The organism is Brevundimonas sp. (genome assembly GCF_036659295.1).
Lineage (GTDB): Bacteria > Pseudomonadota > Alphaproteobacteria > Caulobacterales > Caulobacteraceae > Brevundimonas.
Genome location: NZ_JAVXCU010000021.1, coordinates 17,903 through 36,804, shown reverse-complemented (window position 1 = coordinate 36,804; position 18,902 = coordinate 17,903). Strand labels below are relative to the sequence as shown.

Genomic DNA, 18,902 nt, shown 5'->3' with positions numbered 1-18,902 from the left:
GGTATGGGCGAGGCCACCGTGCGTCAGGCCGATCGCGGCATGGTCCGCACCGACGGCGGCAATGTCATCTATGACGCGGACCAAGGCGTGATCGCCGACCCTGTAAAGCTGGCTGCAGACCTGAAAGCCGTTACCGGCGTGGTCGAACACGGCCTGTTCCTGGGTCTGGCAAGCCTTGCAGTCATCGGCACGGATGATGGCCACGAGACGATTAGCGCCTAAGACTAACAGGGCTTGCGTAGGGATGCCCTCGAAAGTTCTGCGGTCGCTTCCTACATAGCGACCATATTATTCTACCTGACAGCCTGCTGCGGAGTCTCTGATGTCCCATTCGTTCGACTATGATCTTTTTGTCATTGGTGCCGGTTCGGGTGGCGTGCGGGCTGCGCGACTGACGGCGATGGGGGGCAAGAAGGTCGCGGTTGCCGAGGAATATCGCGTGGGTGGTACCTGCGTAATCCGTGGCTGTGTGCCCAAAAAATTCATGGTGATGGCGTCCGAGTTTACCCATCAGATGGAAGTGGCCGAGGGCTTTGGCTGGACGGTGGGCGATGCCAGCTTTGACTGGACCAAGTTCCGCAATGCCAAGGAAACCGAGATTGCCCGCCTCTCGGGACTGTACAATGCCAACCTGTCCAAGGCGGGTGTTGAAATCATCAATGGCCGCGCCGTCCTGAAGGACAAGCACACGGTCGAGATTGTCGGCACGGGCAAGACTGTTACGGCAGAGCGTATTCTGGTCGCCGTCGGCGGGCGGCCGTTCGTGCCGGAATTCCCCGGTTCTGAGCATACGATTACGTCGGAAGAAGCCTTCCTGCTGCCGGAACTGCCCAAGCGTATCGTGGTGGTGGGGGGCGGCTATATTGCCGTAGAGTTCGCAGGTATTTTTGCTGGACTGGGCGTCGAGACGACGCTGGTTTATCGCGGGGCGGGTATTCTGCGCGGCTTTGACGAGGACGTCAGTTCACATCTGTCGCGCGAGATCGAGCGCCATGGCATCAAGGTGGTCCTCAGTGCCGAGCATACGGCAATTGAAAAGACCGAAACCGGCCTGATGAACCGTCTTAGCAACGGCATGGACATCGAAACCGATGCCGTCATGTTTGCGACGGGCCGCAAACCCTATGTGAAGGGTCTGGGCCTTGAAACGGCTGGTGTGGCCCTGACGGAAGGCGGTGCCATCAAGGTCGATGCCTATTCGCAGACCAATGTCGATAATATCTGGGCTGTCGGTGATGTGACCGACCGTGTGAACTTGACGCCGGTCGCGATCCGCGAGGCTGTGGCTTTCCACGAGACGGTGTTCAAGGACAACCCGCAGACGGTTGACCATGAAGACATTGCCACGGCTGTCTTCAGCCAGCCGCCGGTCGGCACTGTGGGCCTGACCGAGGCCGAGGCGCGCAAGAAATGTCCGGCCGAGGTGGACATCTACATGACCACCTTCCGCTCGATGAAGTACGCCTTCTACGGTGCCGAACACCGCATGCTGATGAAGCTGGTGGTGGATGCGCAAAGCCAGAAGGTTGTCGGGGTCCACATTGTCGGCCCCGATGCGCCGGAAATGATCCAGTTGGCCGGTATTGCCGTGAAGGCGGGCCTGACCAAGCAGCAATGGGATGACACCTGCGCCGTGCACCCGACGGCGGCAGAAGAGCTGGTTCTGATGAAGGAAAAGCGCCCCAACGGCGCTTGCTGATCTAGCCTAACAGGCGGTCGCGCGCGGCATTGACCCGCGCGGCCAAGCCTTCGGACCCACCCTGATCGGGGTGGGTTCTTGCCATCAGCCGCTTCCATGCAGTCTGGATGTCGGCATGGCTGGCATTTTCGGACACGCCCAGAATGGCGCGCGCCTCGGCCTTACTCATCTGCGGGCCTGTGGGCGCTGCGGGCTTGGGAGCGACGGTGCGAATGCGCGACTGCATCACCAGATAAAGTCCCGCTGCGGCCAGAGCGGCGGCGAGGATATAGCTGCCCTTGGCCACGCAAAGGACGGCACCCGCAAAACAGGAGCCGCCCAGCAGGGTTGCCGAAATCCGCCAGTGGCCGCGACGGGCTTTTTCGGTCTGTTTACCCAGACGAACCAGCACCCATATAGCGACAGCCGCCAGTCCCAGTCCGATGAGAAGCATCTAGACGTCAGGCCGCTGCCGTCAGCGGCGAAAGCGCGTCTTGCAGACCCATATCCGCCATCAGGCCACGCAGTTCCTGACGGGCTGAAACGTGCGACATGGTCACAGAGACAGGACGCACTTCATTGGACAGATCGGCCACAGTCAGACCGAACGGGAACAGTTCGCGATAGATCACACGCTCGCGCAGGCCTGGTCCGACGCGGAAGCCGACGCGCTTGGCCAGTTTGCCCATACGCTCTTCCAGACGGTCGCGGTTACGCGCGTGGGTGCCTTGCAGGCGGTTGGTCACGACCAGCCAGTCGATCGTGGCGTGGCGGCCTTCCTTGATGGCGCGTTCCTTGCGGGCTTCCCAGACGCTTTCCGAATAGATGGACGGCTTTTGCAGTTCCAGCGTGACCGGATCGACCTGACCCAGCAGGTCGAAATCGACGAAGCTGTCATTCATCGGGGTGACGATCTGGTCGGCGCGGGCATGGGCTGCGCGCGACAGGGTGGTATCACCGCCTGGGGTGTCGATCAGGATGACCTCGGACACGGCCTGGGCCACGGCATAGGCCGCTTCGAAACGTGCCAGCTGTTCTTCGGGCGTGGCGCGAGCCAGTGCTTTGCCGTCGCCCATGTCGGGTACGAACGGCATGGGGAGATCCTGATTATTGGCTGCAACCCAGATGGCACGGTTGGCAAAGAAGCGTTCCATCGACCGCTGGCGCAGGTCCAGATCGAGGATGGCGACTTTTTTGCCCGCATGCAGCAGGCCGGTGGCGATGTGGATGGCCAGAGTGGACTTGCCCGCTCCGCCTTTTTCATTGCCGATGACGATGACCAGAGGCTGCGCCATTTTCGATCTCACTCTGAGGACGAAGGCGACTCATCATCGAGTGCCTCCCCATTCAGCGTGGAAAATCGGTCGCTTTGCCTCAATCGTCAATGAAAGCTTAATAACGGTGTTGTGGATCGTGCCTTAAATCGCAATGATTTGCGTAGTTTCCCTTAAGTGGCGGGGCTTTGGCACCATGGATCGGCTGCCGCAATTGAGCGGCAAAGGCTTTGGGCCTGCTGTGCCGAGGCCGAAACGCGAAGCCGGATCAGGATGCGCCCGTTGACCTGCACAGGGTCAAAACGGGGCGACAGGCCCGCAAGGGTAGCCTTGTTGGAACCGGATGAAAGCCTGTCCCACGCGTTCTGGGCCTGTTGTTGGGTACTGAATGCACCCAACTGGATGGTGCGCGCATCCGTAGTATTGGGAGCGACGGATGCAGTTGGCCTCGCTGCGGGTGATGCTGCAGGCTTGTTTGCCGCAGCCGAAACCGGCGGGCCTTCGGAAATCTCGATCGAGGGCAGTTTTACAGGCCCGTCCCGCAAGTCCCAGAGCTGGTGCGGTGAAACCAGTTCAACCTTCACACCTGTAGAGGGCTTGTCATCGGTGTCCGGCTTTTGCGGATCCAGCGGCAAGGTGACACGTGGGGCATCCGAGGAAGTTCCGGCGTCAGAGGCCGGTGTAAGCGGGATCGTAGCGACCTTGTCCGCCCATGCCTGATAGGCAGAAGGCGGGGTGTCGGATGCGGTATCGCAAGCCGTTACAAGAATGGAAACGGCGGCAACAGACATCAGGGGGCGCAAAGATACAGGTCTCATGGCCCCCAGTGTCGCGTCGCAATCTTGAAGCGTCGTTAATGCAGCGGTTTAGACGATAGCGCCGACGCAGCCTTCGACATCGCCAACACCCAGATCGGCATCGGTCAGGGCCAGAGTCCAGCCGTGGTGGGTATTCAGACCCCAGCGGCGGGCACCCGAACCATCACCGGCATCGCCACCGGCCGTTACTGTAACGCGGCGGCCGGTCGGCAGGGCAGGCGGATCAATCTTGCCGACGGCCAGCGAGGTCGGGGTATCGTTCGGGCCGAAGCCTTCGAATACGCTGAGCATCGACCATTCCTTGCGCAGGCCGATCCACCATGCGTCATCGCCGCTGACCGACAGGACCGAGACGCCATTGCCTTCGGCAGCATGGGACAGGGCCGTCTGGGCATCGTAAACGACGCGGATATCGGCGGCAGCACCGAAGCGGGTGCGGGCAGCATCCATGGCGCGGGCACCGTCGATCGGCGCATAGACCTGAACTTGCAGGCGACCCTGACGGGCCAGACCCCAGCCAACGATCTCGCGCCAGAGGGCGGAGACAGCTTCTTTGTTTTCCGGTTCTGCCTTGGCGGAAAGACGCGCCAAAACGGCCTGTTCACGGTCGGGGCGCAGTTTGGTGTGCGGGCCCGTGGGGGCGTCCTTGGCCTTGCCGACCTGTGCCGCGATGGCCAGACGACGCTCGAACAGTTCGAGGATCTGGTCGTCGATGGAGTCGATCTCGGTGCGCAGGGCCGACAGCGCCATTTGTTCGGCGGTCAGTTCGGCGACTTCGACGGGCAGGGCTTTGTTGAGGGTATTGATGGTCATGGTTCTGGCTTTACGGAAACTGGATTTCGATGGGGAGGACGCGACGAGGCGCAGAGCCGCTCTGGGAAGAACGGTCGCCGGAGAAGCTGTCAGGGAAGTAGGTGTCCCGAAGCCTCAGCCGGCGTATCGAAAGCCGTAAAAGCCGTAGCCATAATAGAAACCGGCCACTTCAAACGAAGCGGTTGCAAGCTCGAATTGTGCGTTCAGAGACGACATTTTCGGGTCCGGTTTCTGGATCGTGATTGATCCGGTGGCCGCTATAGGCCGCAAATTTTATGCGCCGTCAAGCCTTTGGCGCTGACAAGAGGACAAAACGTGTGCGATTGTCGCTGAAATCTTGCAGATCATTGCGTAAAATCTGCAGGCCATACACCTCGGCCGCACGGGCCGGAGCCACGGCTGCGCGGGTAATATCGCCTGCTTCGGCCACATCGCGGGCGGCACCGGCGGTGTCGAACACAACAACCGGCTGGATGTGCAGAGCCTTGAGGCTTTCGACGCATTGCTGGAGCGCAATGGGATGGCTTTCGGCGGTTCTGATGTCCGAAAGACGCGCATCAGGCAGACCCAGAAGGGCATGGCGGATTGGACGCCATGCCTCGCTGAGTGGCTCGAGGCCCGCTTCGCGCACCAGGGTGGCGGCGGGTTCAACCGTGCCAACCGTGGTGTTTTCAAGCGGGATCAGAGCCAGATCGCAATCGCCCGTCAGGACGGCCTGAATAGCGCCTTCGAAGTTTCAAAGGCCACAGGCACGTCCCCTGGGCGCAGGTCCATACAGGCTTCATGACTGAAAGCCCCCGGCGCACCCTGATAGGAGATGCGCGCCGGACGGATGTCTTCGCCCGTCGTCATGCAGCCTTCGACTGGGCTTGGCGGCCCGCTTTCAGGCGTTCGGCGACGAGGAAGGCCAGCTCCAGTGCCTGATCGGCATTGAGGCGCGGATCACAGTGGGTGTGATAGCGGCTGGACAGATCATCTTCGGTGACAGGCTGTGCGCCACCAAGGCATTCGGTGACGTTCTGGCCGGTCATTTCGAGGTGGACGCCACCGGGGTGGACACCCTCGGCCTCGGCCACGTCGATGAAGCTGCGGACCTCGCCCATGACGCGATCGAACGGACGCGTCTTGTAGCCGTTGGCAGCCTTGAGGGTGTTGCCGTGCATCGGGTCAATCGACCAGACCACGCGCTTACCCTCGGCCTTGACGGCACGCATCAGTGCCGGAAGACGATCACCGACCTTGTCATGGCCAAAGCGGCCAATCAGGGTCAGGCGGCCCGGAATATTGTTCGGGTTCAGGGCGTCGATCAGCGGCAGGATGTCATCCGGCGTCATGGTCGGGCCGCACTTGACGCCGATGGGGTTGGAAATCCCCTTCATGAACTCGATGTGGGCGCCGTCCAGTTGACGGGTGCGCTCGCCGATCCACAGCATGTGGGCCGAGGTGTCGAACCATTCGCCGGTATTGCCATCAAGGCGGGTCAGGGCGGATTCAAGGTTCAGCAGCAGGGCTTCGTGGCTGGTGAACACCTCGACGCGCGACAGGTCGGGGTGGGTGTCAGGCGTAACGCCCACCGCTTCCATGAAGGCCAGAGCCTCGGTGATCTTGTCGGCCAGTTCGCGATAGGCTGCGCCAGCACCGTTGTCGGCAAAACCGAGCGTCCAGCGATGGATGTTGTACAGGTCGGCATAGCCACCGCCTGCAAAGGCACGCAGCAGGTTCAGCGTTGCCGCCGACTGGTGGTAGGCCTTCATCAAGCGTTGCGGGTCCGGCACGCGCTCTTCGGGCGTGAAGGCCATGCCGTTGATGATGTCACCGCGATAGGACGGCAGTTCTACGCCACCGATTTCCTCGACGGGCGAGGAGCGTGGCTTGGCGAATTGGCCAGCGATACGACCGACCTTCACGACAGGTTTGCGACCGGCAAAGGTCAGCACGACCGCCATCTGCAGGATCAGGCGGAAGGTGTCGCGGATATTGTCGGTGGAAAACTCTTTAAAGCTTTCAGCGCAGTCCCCGCCTTGCAGAAGGAAGGCGTTACCCGCCTCGACCTGTGCAAGGTGGTTGGTAAGGCGACGGGCCTCACCGGCAAAGACGAGCGGGGGCATTGCACGCAACTCGTCTTCAACGCGTACCAGTTCGGACGCGTCAGGATAGTCCGCCGGCATATGCAGGGCGGGCTTGTTTCTCCAGGAATCTGGGGTCCAGCGCTTAGTCATTCCTCTAGGATAAGCGTTTCAGGCTTCTAGAACAATGAACTTGCCAAGAATTGTGCGCTGCGAATAAAAAGCCGCCCCCGGTTGTTACATAGGGGCGGCTCTTTGGGATTTATACGTCCAGATCGTCTTGGGCGAACTTGGCGTTTTCCTGAATGAACTGGTATCGCGCCTCGGCCTTGCGGCCCATCAGGCGTTCGACCAGATCCTCGATTTCCTCTTCGCTTTCGGGAAGGGAGACGCGGGCGAGGGTGCGTTTTTTCGGATCCATGGTCGTCTCTTTCAACTGAGACGCCATCATTTCACCCAGGCCCTTGAAGCGGCCGATTTCGAACTTCTTGCCCTTGAATACGGTGGCTATCAGTTCGTCACGGTGGGCATCGTCGCGGGCATATTCAGACAGTGGACCAGCCGAGATGCGGTAAAGCGGCGGCAGGGCCATGAACAGACGCCCCTGACGGATCAGGTCCGGCATAGCGCGGTAGAAGAAGGTGATCAGCAGCGCAGCAATGTGCGCACCATCCACGTCGGCGTCGGTCATGATGACGACGCGCTCGTAACGCAGGTCATCAACACTGAAACGGGTGCCGGACTGCACGCCGAGCGCCAGCATCAGATCGGTCAGTTCGATATTGGCGCGCAGCTTGTCGGCAGTGGCCGATGCGACGTTCAGGATTTTACCGCGCAGAGGCAGGATGGCCTGTGTGGTGCGGTCGCGCGCCTGTTTGGCCGAGCCGCCAGCCGAGTCGCCCTCGACGATAAACAGTTCGGTGCCTTCGGCGGCCTGACGCGAGCAGTCGGCCAGTTTACCCGGCAGGCGCAGCTTGCGCGTGGCGGCGGCGCGCTGGACTTCTTTGTCCTTGCGGCGGCGCAGGCGGTCCTCGGCGCGGTCGATGACGAAGCCGAGCAGGGCGTTGGCCTGTTTCGGGCTTTCGGTCAGCCAGTGGTCGAACGGGTCGCGCAGGAGCTGTTCGGTCAGGCGCTGGCCCTCGGGCGAGGACAGGCGGTCCTTGGTCTGGCCCTGGAATTCAGGGTTGCGGATAAAGACCGAGATCAGGGCACCGGCATTGGCGATCACATCTTCGGCGGTGATCTGGGCGGCGCGTTTCTCGTTGGTCAGTTCGCCATACGCCTTGAGGCCCTTGACCAGCGCGGCACGGAAACCGGATTCGTGGGTGCCGCCATCGGGCGTCGAAACCGTGTTGCAGTAAGATGCAATAAAGCTGTCGGCATCGCCAAAACCGATCGGCGACCATGTCACAGCCCATTCCAGAGCACCTGCTTCGCCCTTACGCTCAACGCGACCTGCAAAGACGGGGGTGACGGTTTCCAACTCGCCCACGCGCTCGGCCAGTGCATCAGCCAGACCACCGGGGAAGTGAAGCGTAGCCTGTGTCGGGGTTTCGTCGGTGATGCGCTCTGGCGCACAGGTCCATTTGATCTCGACGCCACGGAACAGATAGGCCTTGGCGCGGGTCATGCGGAACAGGCGCGCGGGCTTGAAGGTCGCACCGGCCCCGAAGATTTCTTCATCCGGCTTGAAGCGGATCAGGGTGCCTTTTTTGCGCGACGGGCCGACCTGCTGGATCGGGCCCTGAACAAGGCCGCGGCTGAAGGACTGACGCCATTCAAAGCCGTCGCGCCAGACCGTCACATCCAGATTGGTGGACAAGGCGTTGACGACGGACACGCCTACGCCATGCAGGCCGCCGGAGGTTTCATAGGCCTTGCCCGAGAATTTGCCGCCCGAGTGCAGCACGGTCATGACGACTTCCAGAGCCGACTTGCCGGGGTGTTTGGGGTGGGGGTCGACCGGAATACCGCGACCGTCATCGCGCACGGACAGGAAGCCCTCGGCATCCAGTTCGACGGTAATCAGCTTGGCATGCTTGGCGACGGCTTCGTCCATCGCGTTGTCGAGGACTTCGGCAAACAGGTGGTGAAGCGCGCGTTCGTCGGTGCCGCCGATATACATGCCGGGGCGTTTACGAACAGGCTCAAGACCTTCCAGAACCTCGATGGACTCCGCTGAATACCCTGTGGCGGCTGCCACATCTGCGGCCCCTGCGGATGCAGGCGCAATGACTGGTGCGGCAGGTGCAGCAACGGTCCTGGCAGCAACAGGCGAGGCCACCTTGACCGGTTCGGCCGGCTTTTGCGGCTTTGCGGGTTCGGGGGCGGTGTCATTCAACGAGGAAAAAAGGTCGTCCATCAAGTCAGTCTGCGGTGATTCGGAACGAGGTCAGTTAGGCCGATAAGCCCAACGGAGCAAGCGCAGGTGGATTATTGTCTCACAGCAGTGGGAAAGCCAGTGGCGCAATCGCGGCAACAGGCAAGGATGACCGTTTATGTCGTACCGTAAGTCAGGTCTGAATGTAGGTCACAGGGCGGACTTGAGCTTATCTGCTGGCCGCAGGTTGGGGATATGCGCCGCTTACGAAGCCTGATCGGGCCGGTCGAATGCCCGCGCCAAAATAGCGACACATAAAACCCAGGGCAGGTTCTGCGCTGTCATGACAACGCTCTCGGACAGACTGAGCAGGATAAAGACTGTCAGATAGGCCAGCGACCACCAGCCCTCGCTGCGGCCATATCCGTTGATGCGGAACAGGTGGATGGCAAAGGCCAGTCCCACAAGCGTGCCGCAGCCCAGCGCGCCGACCCAGCCCAGTTCCAGAAGTATATCCAGCCAGCCATGGTGGGCCGATGGCACCAGCCATGCCGTGTTGTAGCGGATCCAGTTGGCAGGAACGGAGTCCTGTCCCCAGAAGGCGTTATAGCCGTAACCCAGCCATGGGCGCTGGCTGGCGGCCTTCCACACGGCTTCCCAGATTTCGGTCCGGCCGGTCAGTGTCGGGTCCTTGCCGATAAGCGCCAGCAGGAAGGCGGATTCTTGGGTCCATACCCACCAGCCCAGCGCCGCCATCACCACGCCCAGCCACAGGCTGATGATAATCAGAACGGGCCCGCCTTTACGGATGATGGCGAAGGCAAACACGATGCCGACACCCAGAACCAGACACACCAGCGAGGTCTTGGATGCGGTGGCCAGCACCAGAAGGGTGCAAAGTGCCAGCGCGGTTATCGACCATTTGCGTCTGGCCGGTTCGGCAACCAGCCATGCGGCGGCGCTGATCCCGCCGGCCGCCATAACAAGACCCATCTGGTTCTTTTCATACCAGATACCGCGCCACAGTCCGTCATTGACGCCATGATGGACGCCGATCTGAGGCAGGGCAAAGACGAAAACGATCGACAGCACCGCCATCCACAAACAGATCATGGTCAAAAGGCGTGGCAGGGCGACACCGCGATATCTGGCCCCCAGATACAGGGCAAAGCCGCTATTGACCGCAAGCGCGATAAAGCGGCGCTGGGTGGTGGCCGGATCAATCGACCAATAGCGCGAGGCAAAGGCCAGTAGCGCCATAAGCCCGACCAGAACAATGGCTGGCCAGACCCGCACCAGATCGCGCCATCGCAACAGGCATAGCCCCGCTGTGACAGCATAGCTGGGCAACCAGAACAGGCGCAGAATAGGGTTTTCGCCCTGATCGGGGGCCAGTATCGGCCCGATCAACGCCCCCGTCAGCATCATCAGCACATAGCCCGCGCACCACTGCTCCCACAGGGGAACAGCGACAGGGCGCGTCGTGGCGTCAGTGTGTGCGATGGCAGCGTAGGTCACGAGGACCACGCTTATCGAACAGGGTTAAACAAAAGGTGCGTTCAGGATTTTTCGACGAAGCTGTCGATGACCTTTTTCTCGCCTGCCTTTTCAAAGTCGACCACCAGCTTGTTGCCTTCGATGGCTGTGACGAGGCCATAGCCGAACTTCTGGTGGAAGACGCGGTCGCCGCGTGACCAGTCGCCGGACGGTTTAGGCGCAGGGGCGATGACGCGGGCCTTGCCTTCGACGACGGCCTTGCGGGCGGGGGCGTAGTTGCTGCGGGCGCTGGCATTGCCGCCATGCAGATTGGCACCGAAGCCGGTGTCGCCATACATAGCCTTGTTGCTACTAGCTTGGGCGCGTTTCCAGCCTGGGGTGTCGTGGCTGGACTGGCTGAAGGGCTTGTCGTCCCAGCGGCTTTGCGGGCGCGGGTTTGAGTTGGCGTTATAATAGCCGGTATCGGACTGCGGCTCGACGTGTTCGATCGGCAGTTCGTCAACAAAGCGGCTGGGGAGCTGGGTGGTCCAGCGGCCATAAACCATGCGGTTGGCGGCAAAGCTGATACGGGCATCGCGCTTGGCGCGGGTGACGCCGACATAGGCGAGGCGGCGTTCCTCTTCGAGGCCCTTGATGCCCTTCTCGTCGATGCTGCGCTGGCTGGGGAAGACGCCTTCTTCCCAACCCGGCAGGAAGACCAGCGGAAATTCCAGACCCTTGGCCCCGTGCAGGGTCATGATCTGGACCGCACCGTCGCTGTTTTCCTCTTCTGCATTGCGCTCGAGGTCCATGACCAGAGAGACGTGTTCCAGATAGGCTTGCAGCGTGTCGAACTGCTGCATGGATTGCACCAGTTCCTTGAGGTTATCGAGCCGCGTCTGGCCGCTGGTCTTGTCGGCCTTCTGCATGTCGGTATAACCGCTCTCTTCCAGAACGGTTTCCATCACCTGCCAGTGCGGGGTGCCGGTTTTCAAAAGGTCGCGCCAGCGGTCTAGGTCACGCACAAAATTGGTCAGCGGCGTACGGGTACGACCCGGAAGCTCGTCCGTCGTCATCAGGTGACGCACAACCTGCATGGCCGAGACGCCGTTCTCGCGCCCGATGTGCAGGATCTTGGATACAGAGGTATCGCCAACACCGCGCTTGGGCACATTGACGATGCGCTCAAACGCCAGATCGTCAGCCTCGGATTGCAGCAGACGGATATAGGCGTGGGCATCGCGGATTTCGGCGCGCTCAAAGAAGCGCGGGCCGCCGATCACCTTATAGGGGATGGCCAGCATGACGAACCGCTCTTCGAAGGCGCGCATCTGGAAGGAGGCGCGCACCAGAACGGCGATGTCCTTATAGGGAATGCCGCGACGATAGGCGTCTTCGACTTCTTCGGCGATCATGCGGGCCTCGGCATCACCGTCCCAGAAGCCGCGCACACGAACCTTGTCGCCGCTGTCGTCTTCGGTCCAGAGCTGTTTACCGAGGCGTTCCTTGTTGGCGGCAATCAAGGCCCCTGCGGCCCCCAGAATATGGGCCGTTGAGCGATAGTTCTGCTCCAGACGGATGACCTTGGCTCCGGGGAAGTCGCGCTCGAAGCGAAGGATGTTGTCCACCTCGGCCCCGCGCCAGCCATAGATGGACTGGTCGTCGTCACCCACGCAGCAGACATTGCCCGAAGACGAGGTCAGCAGGCGCAGCCACAGATACTGGGCGACGTTGGTGTCCTGATATTCGTCCACCAGAATGTATTTGAAGCGGCGGCGGTATTCCTCGGCCAGATCGGCATTTTGGCTGAGGATGGTCAGGTTGTGCAGCAGCAGGTCGCCAAAATCACAGGCGTTCAGCGTGCGAAGACGGTTCTGGTAGGCGGTGTAGAGTGCCTTACCGCGCCCTTCGGCAAAGTCCTCGCCAGCGGGCAGTTTTTCGGGCGTCCAACCACGGTTCTTCCACTGGTCGATTGCGGCGGCCAGCGATTTGGGCGTGTGCTTCTTGGTGTCGATATTGGCCGCTTCCAGAAGCTGTTTCAGCAAGCGTTCCTGATCGTCCATATCCAGAATGGTGAAGGACGATTGCAGTCCGACCAGTTCTGCATGGCGGCGCAGGATTTGCGCGGCCACCGAGTGGAATGTGCCCAGCCAGCGCAAACCTTCCGCCTGATCGCCGATCAGATGGCCGATGCGTTCACGCATTTCGCGCGCGGCCTTGTTGGTAAAGGTGACGACCAGAAGTTCCCAGGGACGGGCGCGGCCTGTCGCCAGAATGTGCGCAAGGCGGGTGGTCAGAACACGCGTCTTGCCCGTTCCGGCACCGGCCAACACCAGAACCGGACCCTCGGTCGTTTCAACCGCTTCGCGCTGTTCGGGGTTCAGGCCGGACAGATAGTCCTGTGCCTGAACGCGGCCGCTATTGGCGCGGGCAAGGTCGGAAATACGGGGGGAGGTTTGTTCGGTCACGAAACAGATCACTCGGGCGGCAGGTTCAGTTGGCGGATTCGAACTGAAACATAAGCGGAACATGGGGCAAAGTCAGGCCCGTTTCCGGTATTCATTGCCTTAAAGGATCAGACTGCGGGTTCGAACTCGACAAAGCTGCGGTCGCCACCGGCCCACTGAAGGGCCAGAACCCGACAGGCCGAAGCCAGCGGACGGCGACCGCGCCATGCATCAATACGGATCAAAAGCTCGGCGCGGGTCAGTTTCAGCAAGTCACCGATATTGTCCAACACGGCCCAGAATTCCGGTTCGAGTGCGACAGAGGTGGCGTGCCCTGACAAGAGCACCGAGCGTTTGATCAAGCTACTCAAAGGATTATCGGACGCCGACCATGATGATGTTGGCGCTATCGGGTGCACCACGGGTCAGTACGCTGTGGCGCGTGTCGGTGGTGAAGCGCAGATTGCCCGCAGGGTCGCGGATTTCAGCTCGGACAGCATATTCGTGACGCTGATCGATCTGGCTGGCCGGAACCTTCAGTTGGACCTGATAGGGAGGGGCGCGGCCATCCAACATAATGTCTTCGCGGTCCAGTTCGCGTGAAGGCGCATCGGCAAGGCTGACATCGGCCAGCGTCACCGTCAGCTTGTGACCGGGGGTGAGCATGATCCGTTCGCGATAGGACGCAGTAACATCAACAGTACGCATGTTGTTTTCCGGCATGGGCATGGTGGAGCAAGATGCCAGAACAACTGTGGCGGCCATGGTTCCCAAAGCAAGGGGTATGTGCAGGCGCATTTTGATGCCTCGTGTGTGAACGGAAAGAGGGAGCAAGGCGCAAACGCACAGCTTGTCTCATGGTGCCGAAAATTAATGCAGTTTCTTACACGAAAGCGCCGTAAGGACACCCTGCATAGGGACTTAAAGCTGGGAGCGTCGGGGTGGAACAGCCTTCGAGTGTGGATATGAAGGCCTATGGCAGCGTTGCCGTCTGTGCGCTGGTGTGGGGAACGACCTGGTACGCCATCACCTTCCAGCTGGGCGAAACCCATGCGGCGATCTCGGTGATCCTACGCTTTGGGCTGGCGGCATTAGGCTTGGCTGCGGTGGCCAAGCTGATGAAGAACAAGCTGTCACTGACGCGCGCCCAGCATTTTGCGGCAGCGGGACAGGGGCTGTTTGCGTTCGCGGTGTCCTATTATTTTGTCTATGCGGCCGAAGAGAAGATCGCCTCGGCGGTTGTAGCCATCATGTTTGCCGCTCTGGCCTTTGTGAACCTGATCCTGTTCCGGTTGTTGTCGCGCCAGAAAGCATCGGCAGGTGCATGGATCGGGGCCATTCTGGGTGTCGTCGGTGTGGCCGTGCTTTCGGCGGGCGAAATCACGGGTGCGGGTCTGGGGGATCACGCGGTCACAGGCGTGGTATTTGCCTTTGCTGCGGTACTGGCATCGGCCATGGGCAACTGGTTTGCATGGCGTGGCCAGCAGGCTGGAGCAAGCGTTCTTCCGGCGACGGCGTGGGCCATGGGATATGGCACGGCGTTCTTGACGCTCTACGCTCTGACGACCGGCATTAGCTGGTATGTGGACTGGAGCGTCGCCTATGTCGGATCGCTGCTTTATCTCGCAGTGATCGGGTCGGTGGTGACGTTCGGCCTGTATTTCACGCTGGCCCGTAATTACGGCTATGCGCTGGCAAGCTATATTTCGGCCCTGACGCCGCCCATCGCCATGCTGGTGTCGATTGTATTCGAGGGCGCACGTTTCGGGCTTCCGGCGTTTGCAGGGCTTGTGCTGGTTCTGGCCGGTCAGATGTTTATGAGCCGCGCTCCGAGGAAGTCGGCGGCCTAAACCTCGCCGTCATCCTCTTCGGATTTGTCGAGCTTGTGTCCTTCCAGACGGGTCAGGCGGGCGGCTTCGTTCTTCTGGTTTTGCTGACGCTCCAGCTTGGTGCGACCAAAGGTCAGACGGTTGGCTTCGGCCTGTTTCCGGTCTGTCTTTTTGGCAGCCTGCTTGCGGGCGCGATTAAGATTGATGATTTCGGCCATGGATCAGGGCCTTGGGCTGTAGGGCGTTTCAGTCGGGCTGGGTGATGGGACCGGAGCCACAGGCGTGGCCGGTTTGACAATCAGTGCTGCAGGAATGACGGCCTCGTCGATCTTGTCTTCGCCAATCAGGCCTGCAGCAGGATCAATATGGTCCATCCGGCGCCATGCCGAACCATCATGTCCGCGCAGGCGACCCAGTTCAAACAGCGCTGTCATGGAGGCTTGATCGAATGAAAGGGCCGATGCCTGAACATTGTCGGGAATGGCCGTAAAGGACATTTCCAGCCCGTTGCGGCGGGCAAAGCCCGATGTGACCGCCAGATGGGTTCGCAGCGAGGCCTTGCTCATACTGTCATAGGTGCGGCCCAGAATGCCTGTCAGACGACCGGGGGTGGTGCCGGTGTTGCGCCCTGTCTGGCCGTTGACGATGATATAGATCGCACCACGACCCGGCTGGACGCGCGGGGAGGTCCACAGCATCAGTTCTTCGGGGATGGCCAGATAGGGCAGGTTGACGCCGCCATCGACGTGCATCTCTGCAATGGCCTGACCATCCTGTGACATGCCGGGTAGAAGAACGGGCGGGAACACACCGGGGATGGATGCCGAGGCGACCAGAATCTTTTTGAACAGCAGGCGGGCGTCTTCATCGCCACGCGTCGCGATCACACCCATGTCCCAGATCACACTCTGCTGGGTGTCCAGATTGGTCGTCGCGACCAGAAGACGTCGCCCGTTGGCATGTTCATGCGCAATGGCCCGCATCAACTCGAAAGTGGCGTAGGAATCGACCAAGTTTTCCAACTGCTTGGACGAGAATAGGCTGGGATTGAACGCGGCGGCGAAACTGCGCAAGCCGATCAGGCTTTCGGTTTGCTTGCCCGTATAGGCCTCGCGCAGTTCTTCGTCCCATTCCGGACCGAGAAAGGCGAAGGGCGCGGCCAGAGCGCCGGTCGAGATGCCTGTTACAATATCGAACTGCGGGCGGTCCCCCGCTTCGCTCCAGCCATAGATCAGGCCCGCACCATAGGCACCGTTGGCCCCGCCGCCTGACAGGGCCAGCAGGCGTGTCGTGCCGTCACGGGCCAGCAGATGGCTGAAATCGGCATTGAAATCGGTGACGCGGGATTCAATGCTGGTACGTGCCATCGCCGCAGAAACTGCCCCATCGGGATCATACAGACGCAGCGGACCGTCAGGACGGTCCAGTGTGCCACAGGCGGCGACGCTTATCGCAAGCGAAGCAATGGCAAACGGGCGCAAGATCGGGTGCATGGATTCCAGCCGGTTAACGAAAGACAGGGTCTATGTAAGGCCAAGTGTTGATGACCGCTATCCGTTCCATCAGACTAGGTCCGGACTCGCATGAGCGGGCGGTGATACCTAACTCTATAGATCATCCACGATGAAGGAATGACGACTTGCCACTGATCCGCCTGATCCTGAACCTGCTGTGGTTTTTTACAGGGGGCTTTCTGACCGGACTGACCTGGCTGATTGGCGGTCTTTTGCTGCTGTTGACCGTCGTGGGCGCGCCGTGGGCTTTTTCGGCATGGCGCATCGCCTCCTACTCGTTCTGGCCGTTTGGCCGCGAGGTCGTCTGGCGTGAACCCGATGCTTCGGTGATCGGTGTAGGCTGCCTTGGCGTGGGCATGAACATCGTTTGGCTGATACTGGCCGGATGGTACATTGCCATTGGTCACATACTGGTGGCCGTGCCCCAGTTCATCAGCATCATCGGTATTCCGTTCGGGCTGAAAAACCTTGAACTGGCCAAGCTGTCGCTTGCACCAGTCGGTCGCACGATCCGCGCCAAGGCTTGATGGTTCAGACTGAAAAGTCAGGTGGGCGGGCTGTCCTTTTTCAGGGCGCGGGCCAGCGCAGGGCGTTCCGAGATGCGGCTTAGATAGCTGTCATACGGTTCGCCCGCAGGCATAGCGGCGCGGAACCATTGCAGCAGGCTGCCAAACAGGATGTCCAGCGCCGAGAAATTGCCAAGGATGAAGCCGCCATCCTTGATCGCCTCGCTCCACCGGCGGTCCAGTTCGGCATAGGCGTCTTTCTGGACTTGTGACCAACTCTCGCGCAGGCCGGATGTCAGGACGGTTTCCAGCACACCGCTATACAGCCCCAGCCATGAAACATACTCGGCGCGTCTGGGGTGCGTCGGTGTCGGTGCCAGCCCCGCCACGCGATACTTGTCCGTCAGGAACAGAAAGATCAGCACGGACTCGATCAGGATCTGGCCGTTGATCTCGATAGACGGGGCCAGTTTCAAGGGGTGCGGGTTGCTCGGATCGGCACCACCCTGACCGTTCTGGCGGCGGATATCGACATATTGGATCTCGTAGTCGGCTCCCAGTTCCTCCAGCAGCCACAGCATGCGGGTTGAACGGGATTGCGGGGCGTGATGCAGGATCAGCGACATGGGGGCGACCTCGATAATTACACTGGCTGAACAAGCGTACCGCTGTTCCGCCCTGTTCGCGAGCCAAGAAAAAGCCCCGTCGGTATGATCCGGCGGGGCTGATCCTTATCTGGACTGAACGCGGCGTCTTACGACGGCGAGATCATGTTTTCCGGACGGACGTACTGGTCGAACTCTTCGTTCGTCAGATAGCCGCCACCAACAGTTTCTTCGCGCAGGGTGGTGCCGTTCTTGTGTGCGGTCTTGGCGATCTTGGCGCAGGTGTCATAGCCCAGCTTGCCGTTCAGCGCGGTAACCAGCATCAGCGAGTTTTCGAGGCCGTGCTTGATGTTGTCTTCACGCGGCTCGATGCCGACGACGCAGTTATCGGTGAAGCTGATGGCCGCATCGGCAACCAGACGGACCGATTGCAGGAAGTTGTAGGCCATGACCGGATTATAGACGTTCAGCTCGAAATGGCCTTGCGAACCGGCGAACGACAGGGCGGCATTGTTGCCGAACACCTGAGCGCAGACCTGTGTCAGGGCTTCGCACTGGGTCGGGTTGACCTTGCCCGGCATGATCGACGAACCCGGCTCGTTCTCCGGCAGCGACAGCTCGCCCAGACCCGCGCGCGGACCCGAACCGAGGAAGCGGATGTCGTTGGCGATCTTGAACAGCGAGGCGGCAACCGTGTTGATCGCACCGTGCGAGAAGACCATGGCGTCGTGAGCGGCCAGTGCCTCGAACTTGTTCGGGGCGGTGGTGAAGCTCAGGCCGGTGATCTTGGCAATGTTCTCGGCAACTTTCTCGGCAAAACCGATCGGTGCGTTCAGGCCGGTGCCGACAGCGGTACCGCCTTGGGCCAGTTCCATCAGGCGCGGCAGGGTCTGCTCGATACGCTCGATACCCATAGCCACTTGGTGCGCGTAACCGCCGAACTCTTGGCCCAGCGTCAGCGGGGTAGCGTCCTGCGTGTGGGTGCGGCCGATCTTGATGATGTGTGCCCAGGCCTTGGCCTTGGCATCCAGTGCGGCGTGCAGGTGTTTCAGGGCCGGGATCAGGTCGTTGACCACCTGTTCGGCGCAGGCAACGTGCATAGCCGTCGGATAGGTGTCGTTCGACGACTGGCTCATGTTCACGTGGTCGTTCGGGTGAACCGGCTTCTTGGAGCCCATTTCACCGCCCAGGATTTCAATCGCGCGGTTCGAGATGACCTCGTTGGCGTTCATGTTCGACTGGGTGCCCGAACCGGTTTGCCATACGACCAGAGGGAAGTGGTCGTTCAGCTTGCCTTCGATCACTTCGTTGGCGGCCTTGACGATAGCGTCGGCCAGACCGGCGTCCAGCTTGCCCAGATCGCGGTTGGTTTCTGCGGCGGCACGCTTGACGATACCCAGTGCGCGGACAACCGGCAGGGGCTGTTTTTCCCAGCCAATCTTGAAATTGCCGAGCGAACGCTGGGCTTGGGCACCCCAGTAGCGGTCGGCGGCGACTTCGATGGGGCCAAAGGTATCGGTTTCGGTGCGTACGTTGCTCATCACGAACTCTCAGAC

The 18,902-nt window shown here is 60.8% G+C and carries 19 protein-coding genes; 4 read left to right on the top strand and 15 right to left on the bottom strand.

Features of this window, described 5'->3' with window-relative positions; genetic code table 11:
- Together RSB01_RS05970 and gor are read left to right on the top strand one after the other, a co-directional pair.
- On the top strand, nt 1-222 hold a 222-nt coding region (locus tag RSB01_RS05970; RefSeq protein ID WP_332625190.1), incomplete at its 5' end, for a ribose-5-phosphate isomerase A.
- 100 nt (nt 223-322) lie between these two features.
- On the top strand, nt 323-1,699 hold the full coding sequence (gene gor, locus RSB01_RS05965; RefSeq protein ID WP_332625189.1) for a glutathione-disulfide reductase: 1,377 nt from the start codon (nt 323-325) through the stop codon (nt 1,697-1,699).
- Nucleotide 1,700: 1 nt separating this feature from the next.
- Here gor and RSB01_RS05960 read toward each other — a convergent pair whose 3' ends face one another.
- The 11 genes from RSB01_RS05960 to RSB01_RS05910 all read right to left on the bottom strand — a co-directional run bounded on the left by RSB01_RS05960 (nt 1,701) and on the right by RSB01_RS05910 (nt 13,600).
- Nucleotides 1,701-2,132: a molecular chaperone DnaJ gene (locus RSB01_RS05960; protein WP_332619458.1), complete on the bottom strand. Its 432-nt coding sequence runs from the start codon at nt 2,130-2,132 to the stop codon at nt 1,701-1,703.
- Nucleotides 2,133-2,139: 7 nt separating this feature from the next.
- Nucleotides 2,140-2,973: a division plane positioning ATPase MipZ gene (locus tag RSB01_RS05955; RefSeq protein ID WP_332592014.1), complete on the bottom strand. Its 834-nt coding sequence runs from the start codon at nt 2,971-2,973 to the stop codon at nt 2,140-2,142.
- Between the two features lie 152 nt (nt 2,974-3,125).
- Complete coding sequence (locus tag RSB01_RS05950) at nt 3,126-3,743, bottom strand: SPOR domain-containing protein (RefSeq protein WP_332592015.1); 618 nt, start codon at nt 3,741-3,743, stop codon at nt 3,126-3,128.
- A 75-nt stretch (nt 3,744-3,818) separates the two neighbouring features.
- Nucleotides 3,819-4,583 (bottom strand): chorismate mutase, encoded by a 765-nt coding sequence (locus RSB01_RS05945; RefSeq protein ID WP_332592016.1) that lies wholly within the window; start codon nt 4,581-4,583, stop codon nt 3,819-3,821.
- Between the two features lie 283 nt (nt 4,584-4,866).
- Nucleotides 4,867-5,265, bottom strand: a complete 399-nt coding sequence (locus RSB01_RS05940; protein ID WP_332625191.1) for a prephenate dehydratase domain-containing protein — start codon at nt 5,263-5,265, stop codon at nt 4,867-4,869.
- A gap of 166 nt (nt 5,266-5,431) precedes the next feature.
- Nucleotides 5,432-6,802: a 3-deoxy-7-phosphoheptulonate synthase class II gene (locus RSB01_RS05935; protein WP_332591399.1), complete on the bottom strand. Its 1,371-nt coding sequence runs from the start codon at nt 6,800-6,802 to the stop codon at nt 5,432-5,434.
- Nucleotides 6,803-6,911: 109 nt separating this feature from the next.
- Nucleotides 6,912-9,011 carry a DNA topoisomerase IV subunit B gene (locus tag RSB01_RS05930; RefSeq protein ID WP_332591398.1) on the bottom strand — a complete coding sequence of 700 codons (2,100 nt, stop codon included), beginning with the start codon at nt 9,009-9,011 and terminating at the stop codon, nt 6,912-6,914.
- A 222-nt stretch (nt 9,012-9,233) separates the two neighbouring features.
- Nucleotides 9,234-10,487 (bottom strand): O-antigen ligase, encoded by a 1,254-nt coding sequence (locus RSB01_RS05925; protein ID WP_332591397.1) that lies wholly within the window; start codon nt 10,485-10,487, stop codon nt 9,234-9,236.
- A 41-nt stretch (nt 10,488-10,528) separates the two neighbouring features.
- The gene (locus RSB01_RS05920; protein ID WP_332625188.1) at nt 10,529-12,913 is read right to left on the bottom strand and encodes a UvrD-helicase domain-containing protein; all 2,385 of its coding nucleotides are present in this window, start codon (nt 12,911-12,913) and stop codon (nt 10,529-10,531) included.
- Nucleotides 12,914-13,020: 107 nt separating this feature from the next.
- On the bottom strand, nt 13,021-13,263 hold the full coding sequence (locus tag RSB01_RS05915; protein ID WP_332590940.1) for a ribbon-helix-helix domain-containing protein: 243 nt from the start codon (nt 13,261-13,263) through the stop codon (nt 13,021-13,023).
- Nucleotides 13,264-13,267: 4 nt separating this feature from the next.
- Nucleotides 13,268-13,600 (bottom strand): YbaY family lipoprotein, encoded by a 333-nt coding sequence (locus RSB01_RS05910; RefSeq protein ID WP_332590941.1) that lies wholly within the window; start codon nt 13,598-13,600, stop codon nt 13,268-13,270.
- 233 nt (nt 13,601-13,833) lie between these two features.
- Between RSB01_RS05910 and RSB01_RS05905 the strand changes: the two genes are divergently transcribed.
- Nucleotides 13,834-14,742: an EamA family transporter gene (locus RSB01_RS05905; protein ID WP_332625187.1), complete on the top strand. Its 909-nt coding sequence runs from the start codon at nt 13,834-13,836 to the stop codon at nt 14,740-14,742.
- Here the strand turns inward: RSB01_RS05905 and RSB01_RS05900 are convergent.
- A complete protein-coding gene (locus RSB01_RS05900; RefSeq protein WP_332590943.1) occupies nt 14,739-14,939 on the bottom strand; it encodes a DUF4169 family protein in 201 nt (66 codons plus the stop codon). The two genes, RSB01_RS05905 and RSB01_RS05900, sit on opposite strands and share 4 nt — an antisense overlap.
- Before the next feature lie 3 nt (nt 14,940-14,942).
- Nucleotides 14,943-16,214 (bottom strand): patatin-like phospholipase family protein, encoded by a 1,272-nt coding sequence (locus tag RSB01_RS05895; protein WP_332590944.1) that lies wholly within the window; start codon nt 16,212-16,214, stop codon nt 14,943-14,945.
- 152 nt (nt 16,215-16,366) lie between these two features.
- Here RSB01_RS05895 and RSB01_RS05890 point away from each other — a divergent pair, with 152 nt between their 5' ends.
- The gene (locus RSB01_RS05890; protein WP_332620064.1) at nt 16,367-16,762 is read left to right on the top strand and encodes a YccF domain-containing protein; all 396 of its coding nucleotides are present in this window, start codon (nt 16,367-16,369) and stop codon (nt 16,760-16,762) included.
- Nucleotides 16,763-16,779: 17 nt separating this feature from the next.
- Here RSB01_RS05890 and RSB01_RS05885 read toward each other — a convergent pair whose 3' ends face one another.
- Nucleotides 16,780-17,367 carry a glutathione S-transferase gene (locus RSB01_RS05885; protein ID WP_332620062.1) on the bottom strand — a complete coding sequence of 196 codons (588 nt, stop codon included), beginning with the start codon at nt 17,365-17,367 and terminating at the stop codon, nt 16,780-16,782.
- A 128-nt stretch (nt 17,368-17,495) separates the two neighbouring features.
- Nucleotides 17,496-18,887, bottom strand: a complete 1,392-nt coding sequence (gene fumC / locus RSB01_RS05880; protein ID WP_332625186.1) for a class II fumarate hydratase — start codon at nt 18,885-18,887, stop codon at nt 17,496-17,498.
- Nucleotides 18,888-18,902 lie beyond the last annotated feature (15 nt).

Excerpts from the sequence above, each read along its gene's own strand:
- RSB01_RS05955 (WP_332592014.1), bottom strand. The coding sequence starts at position 2,973 with ATGGCGCAGCCTCTGGTCATCGTCATCGGCAATGAAAAAGGCGGAGCG.
- RSB01_RS05945 (WP_332592016.1), bottom strand. The coding sequence starts at position 4,583 with ATGACCATCAATACCCTCAACAAAGCCCTGCCCGTCGAAGTCGCCGAA.
- RSB01_RS05885 (WP_332620062.1), bottom strand. The coding sequence starts at position 17,367 with ATGTCGCTGATCCTGCATCACGCCCCGCAATCCCGTTCAACCCGCATG.
- RSB01_RS05900 (WP_332590943.1), bottom strand. The coding sequence starts at position 14,939 with ATGGCCGAAATCATCAATCTTAATCGCGCCCGCAAGCAGGCTGCCAAA.
- RSB01_RS05910 (WP_332590941.1), bottom strand. The coding sequence starts at position 13,600 with ATGCGTACTGTTGATGTTACTGCGTCCTATCGCGAACGGATCATGCTC.
- RSB01_RS05930 (WP_332591398.1), bottom strand. The coding sequence starts at position 9,011 with ATGGACGACCTTTTTTCCTCGTTGAATGACACCGCCCCCGAACCCGCA.
- RSB01_RS05960 (WP_332619458.1), bottom strand. The coding sequence starts at position 2,132 with ATGCTTCTCATCGGACTGGGACTGGCGGCTGTCGCTATATGGGTGCTG.
- RSB01_RS05950 (WP_332592015.1), bottom strand. The coding sequence starts at position 3,743 with ATGTCTGTTGCCGCCGTTTCCATTCTTGTAACGGCTTGCGATACCGCA.
- RSB01_RS05935 (WP_332591399.1), bottom strand. The coding sequence starts at position 6,802 with ATGACTAAGCGCTGGACCCCAGATTCCTGGAGAAACAAGCCCGCCCTG.
- fumC (WP_332625186.1), bottom strand. The coding sequence starts at position 18,887 with ATGAGCAACGTACGCACCGAAACCGATACCTTTGGCCCCATCGAAGTC.
- gor (WP_332625189.1), top strand. The coding sequence starts at position 323 with ATGTCCCATTCGTTCGACTATGATCTTTTTGTCATTGGTGCCGGTTCG.
- RSB01_RS05895 (WP_332590944.1), bottom strand. The coding sequence starts at position 16,214 with ATGCACCCGATCTTGCGCCCGTTTGCCATTGCTTCGCTTGCGATAAGC.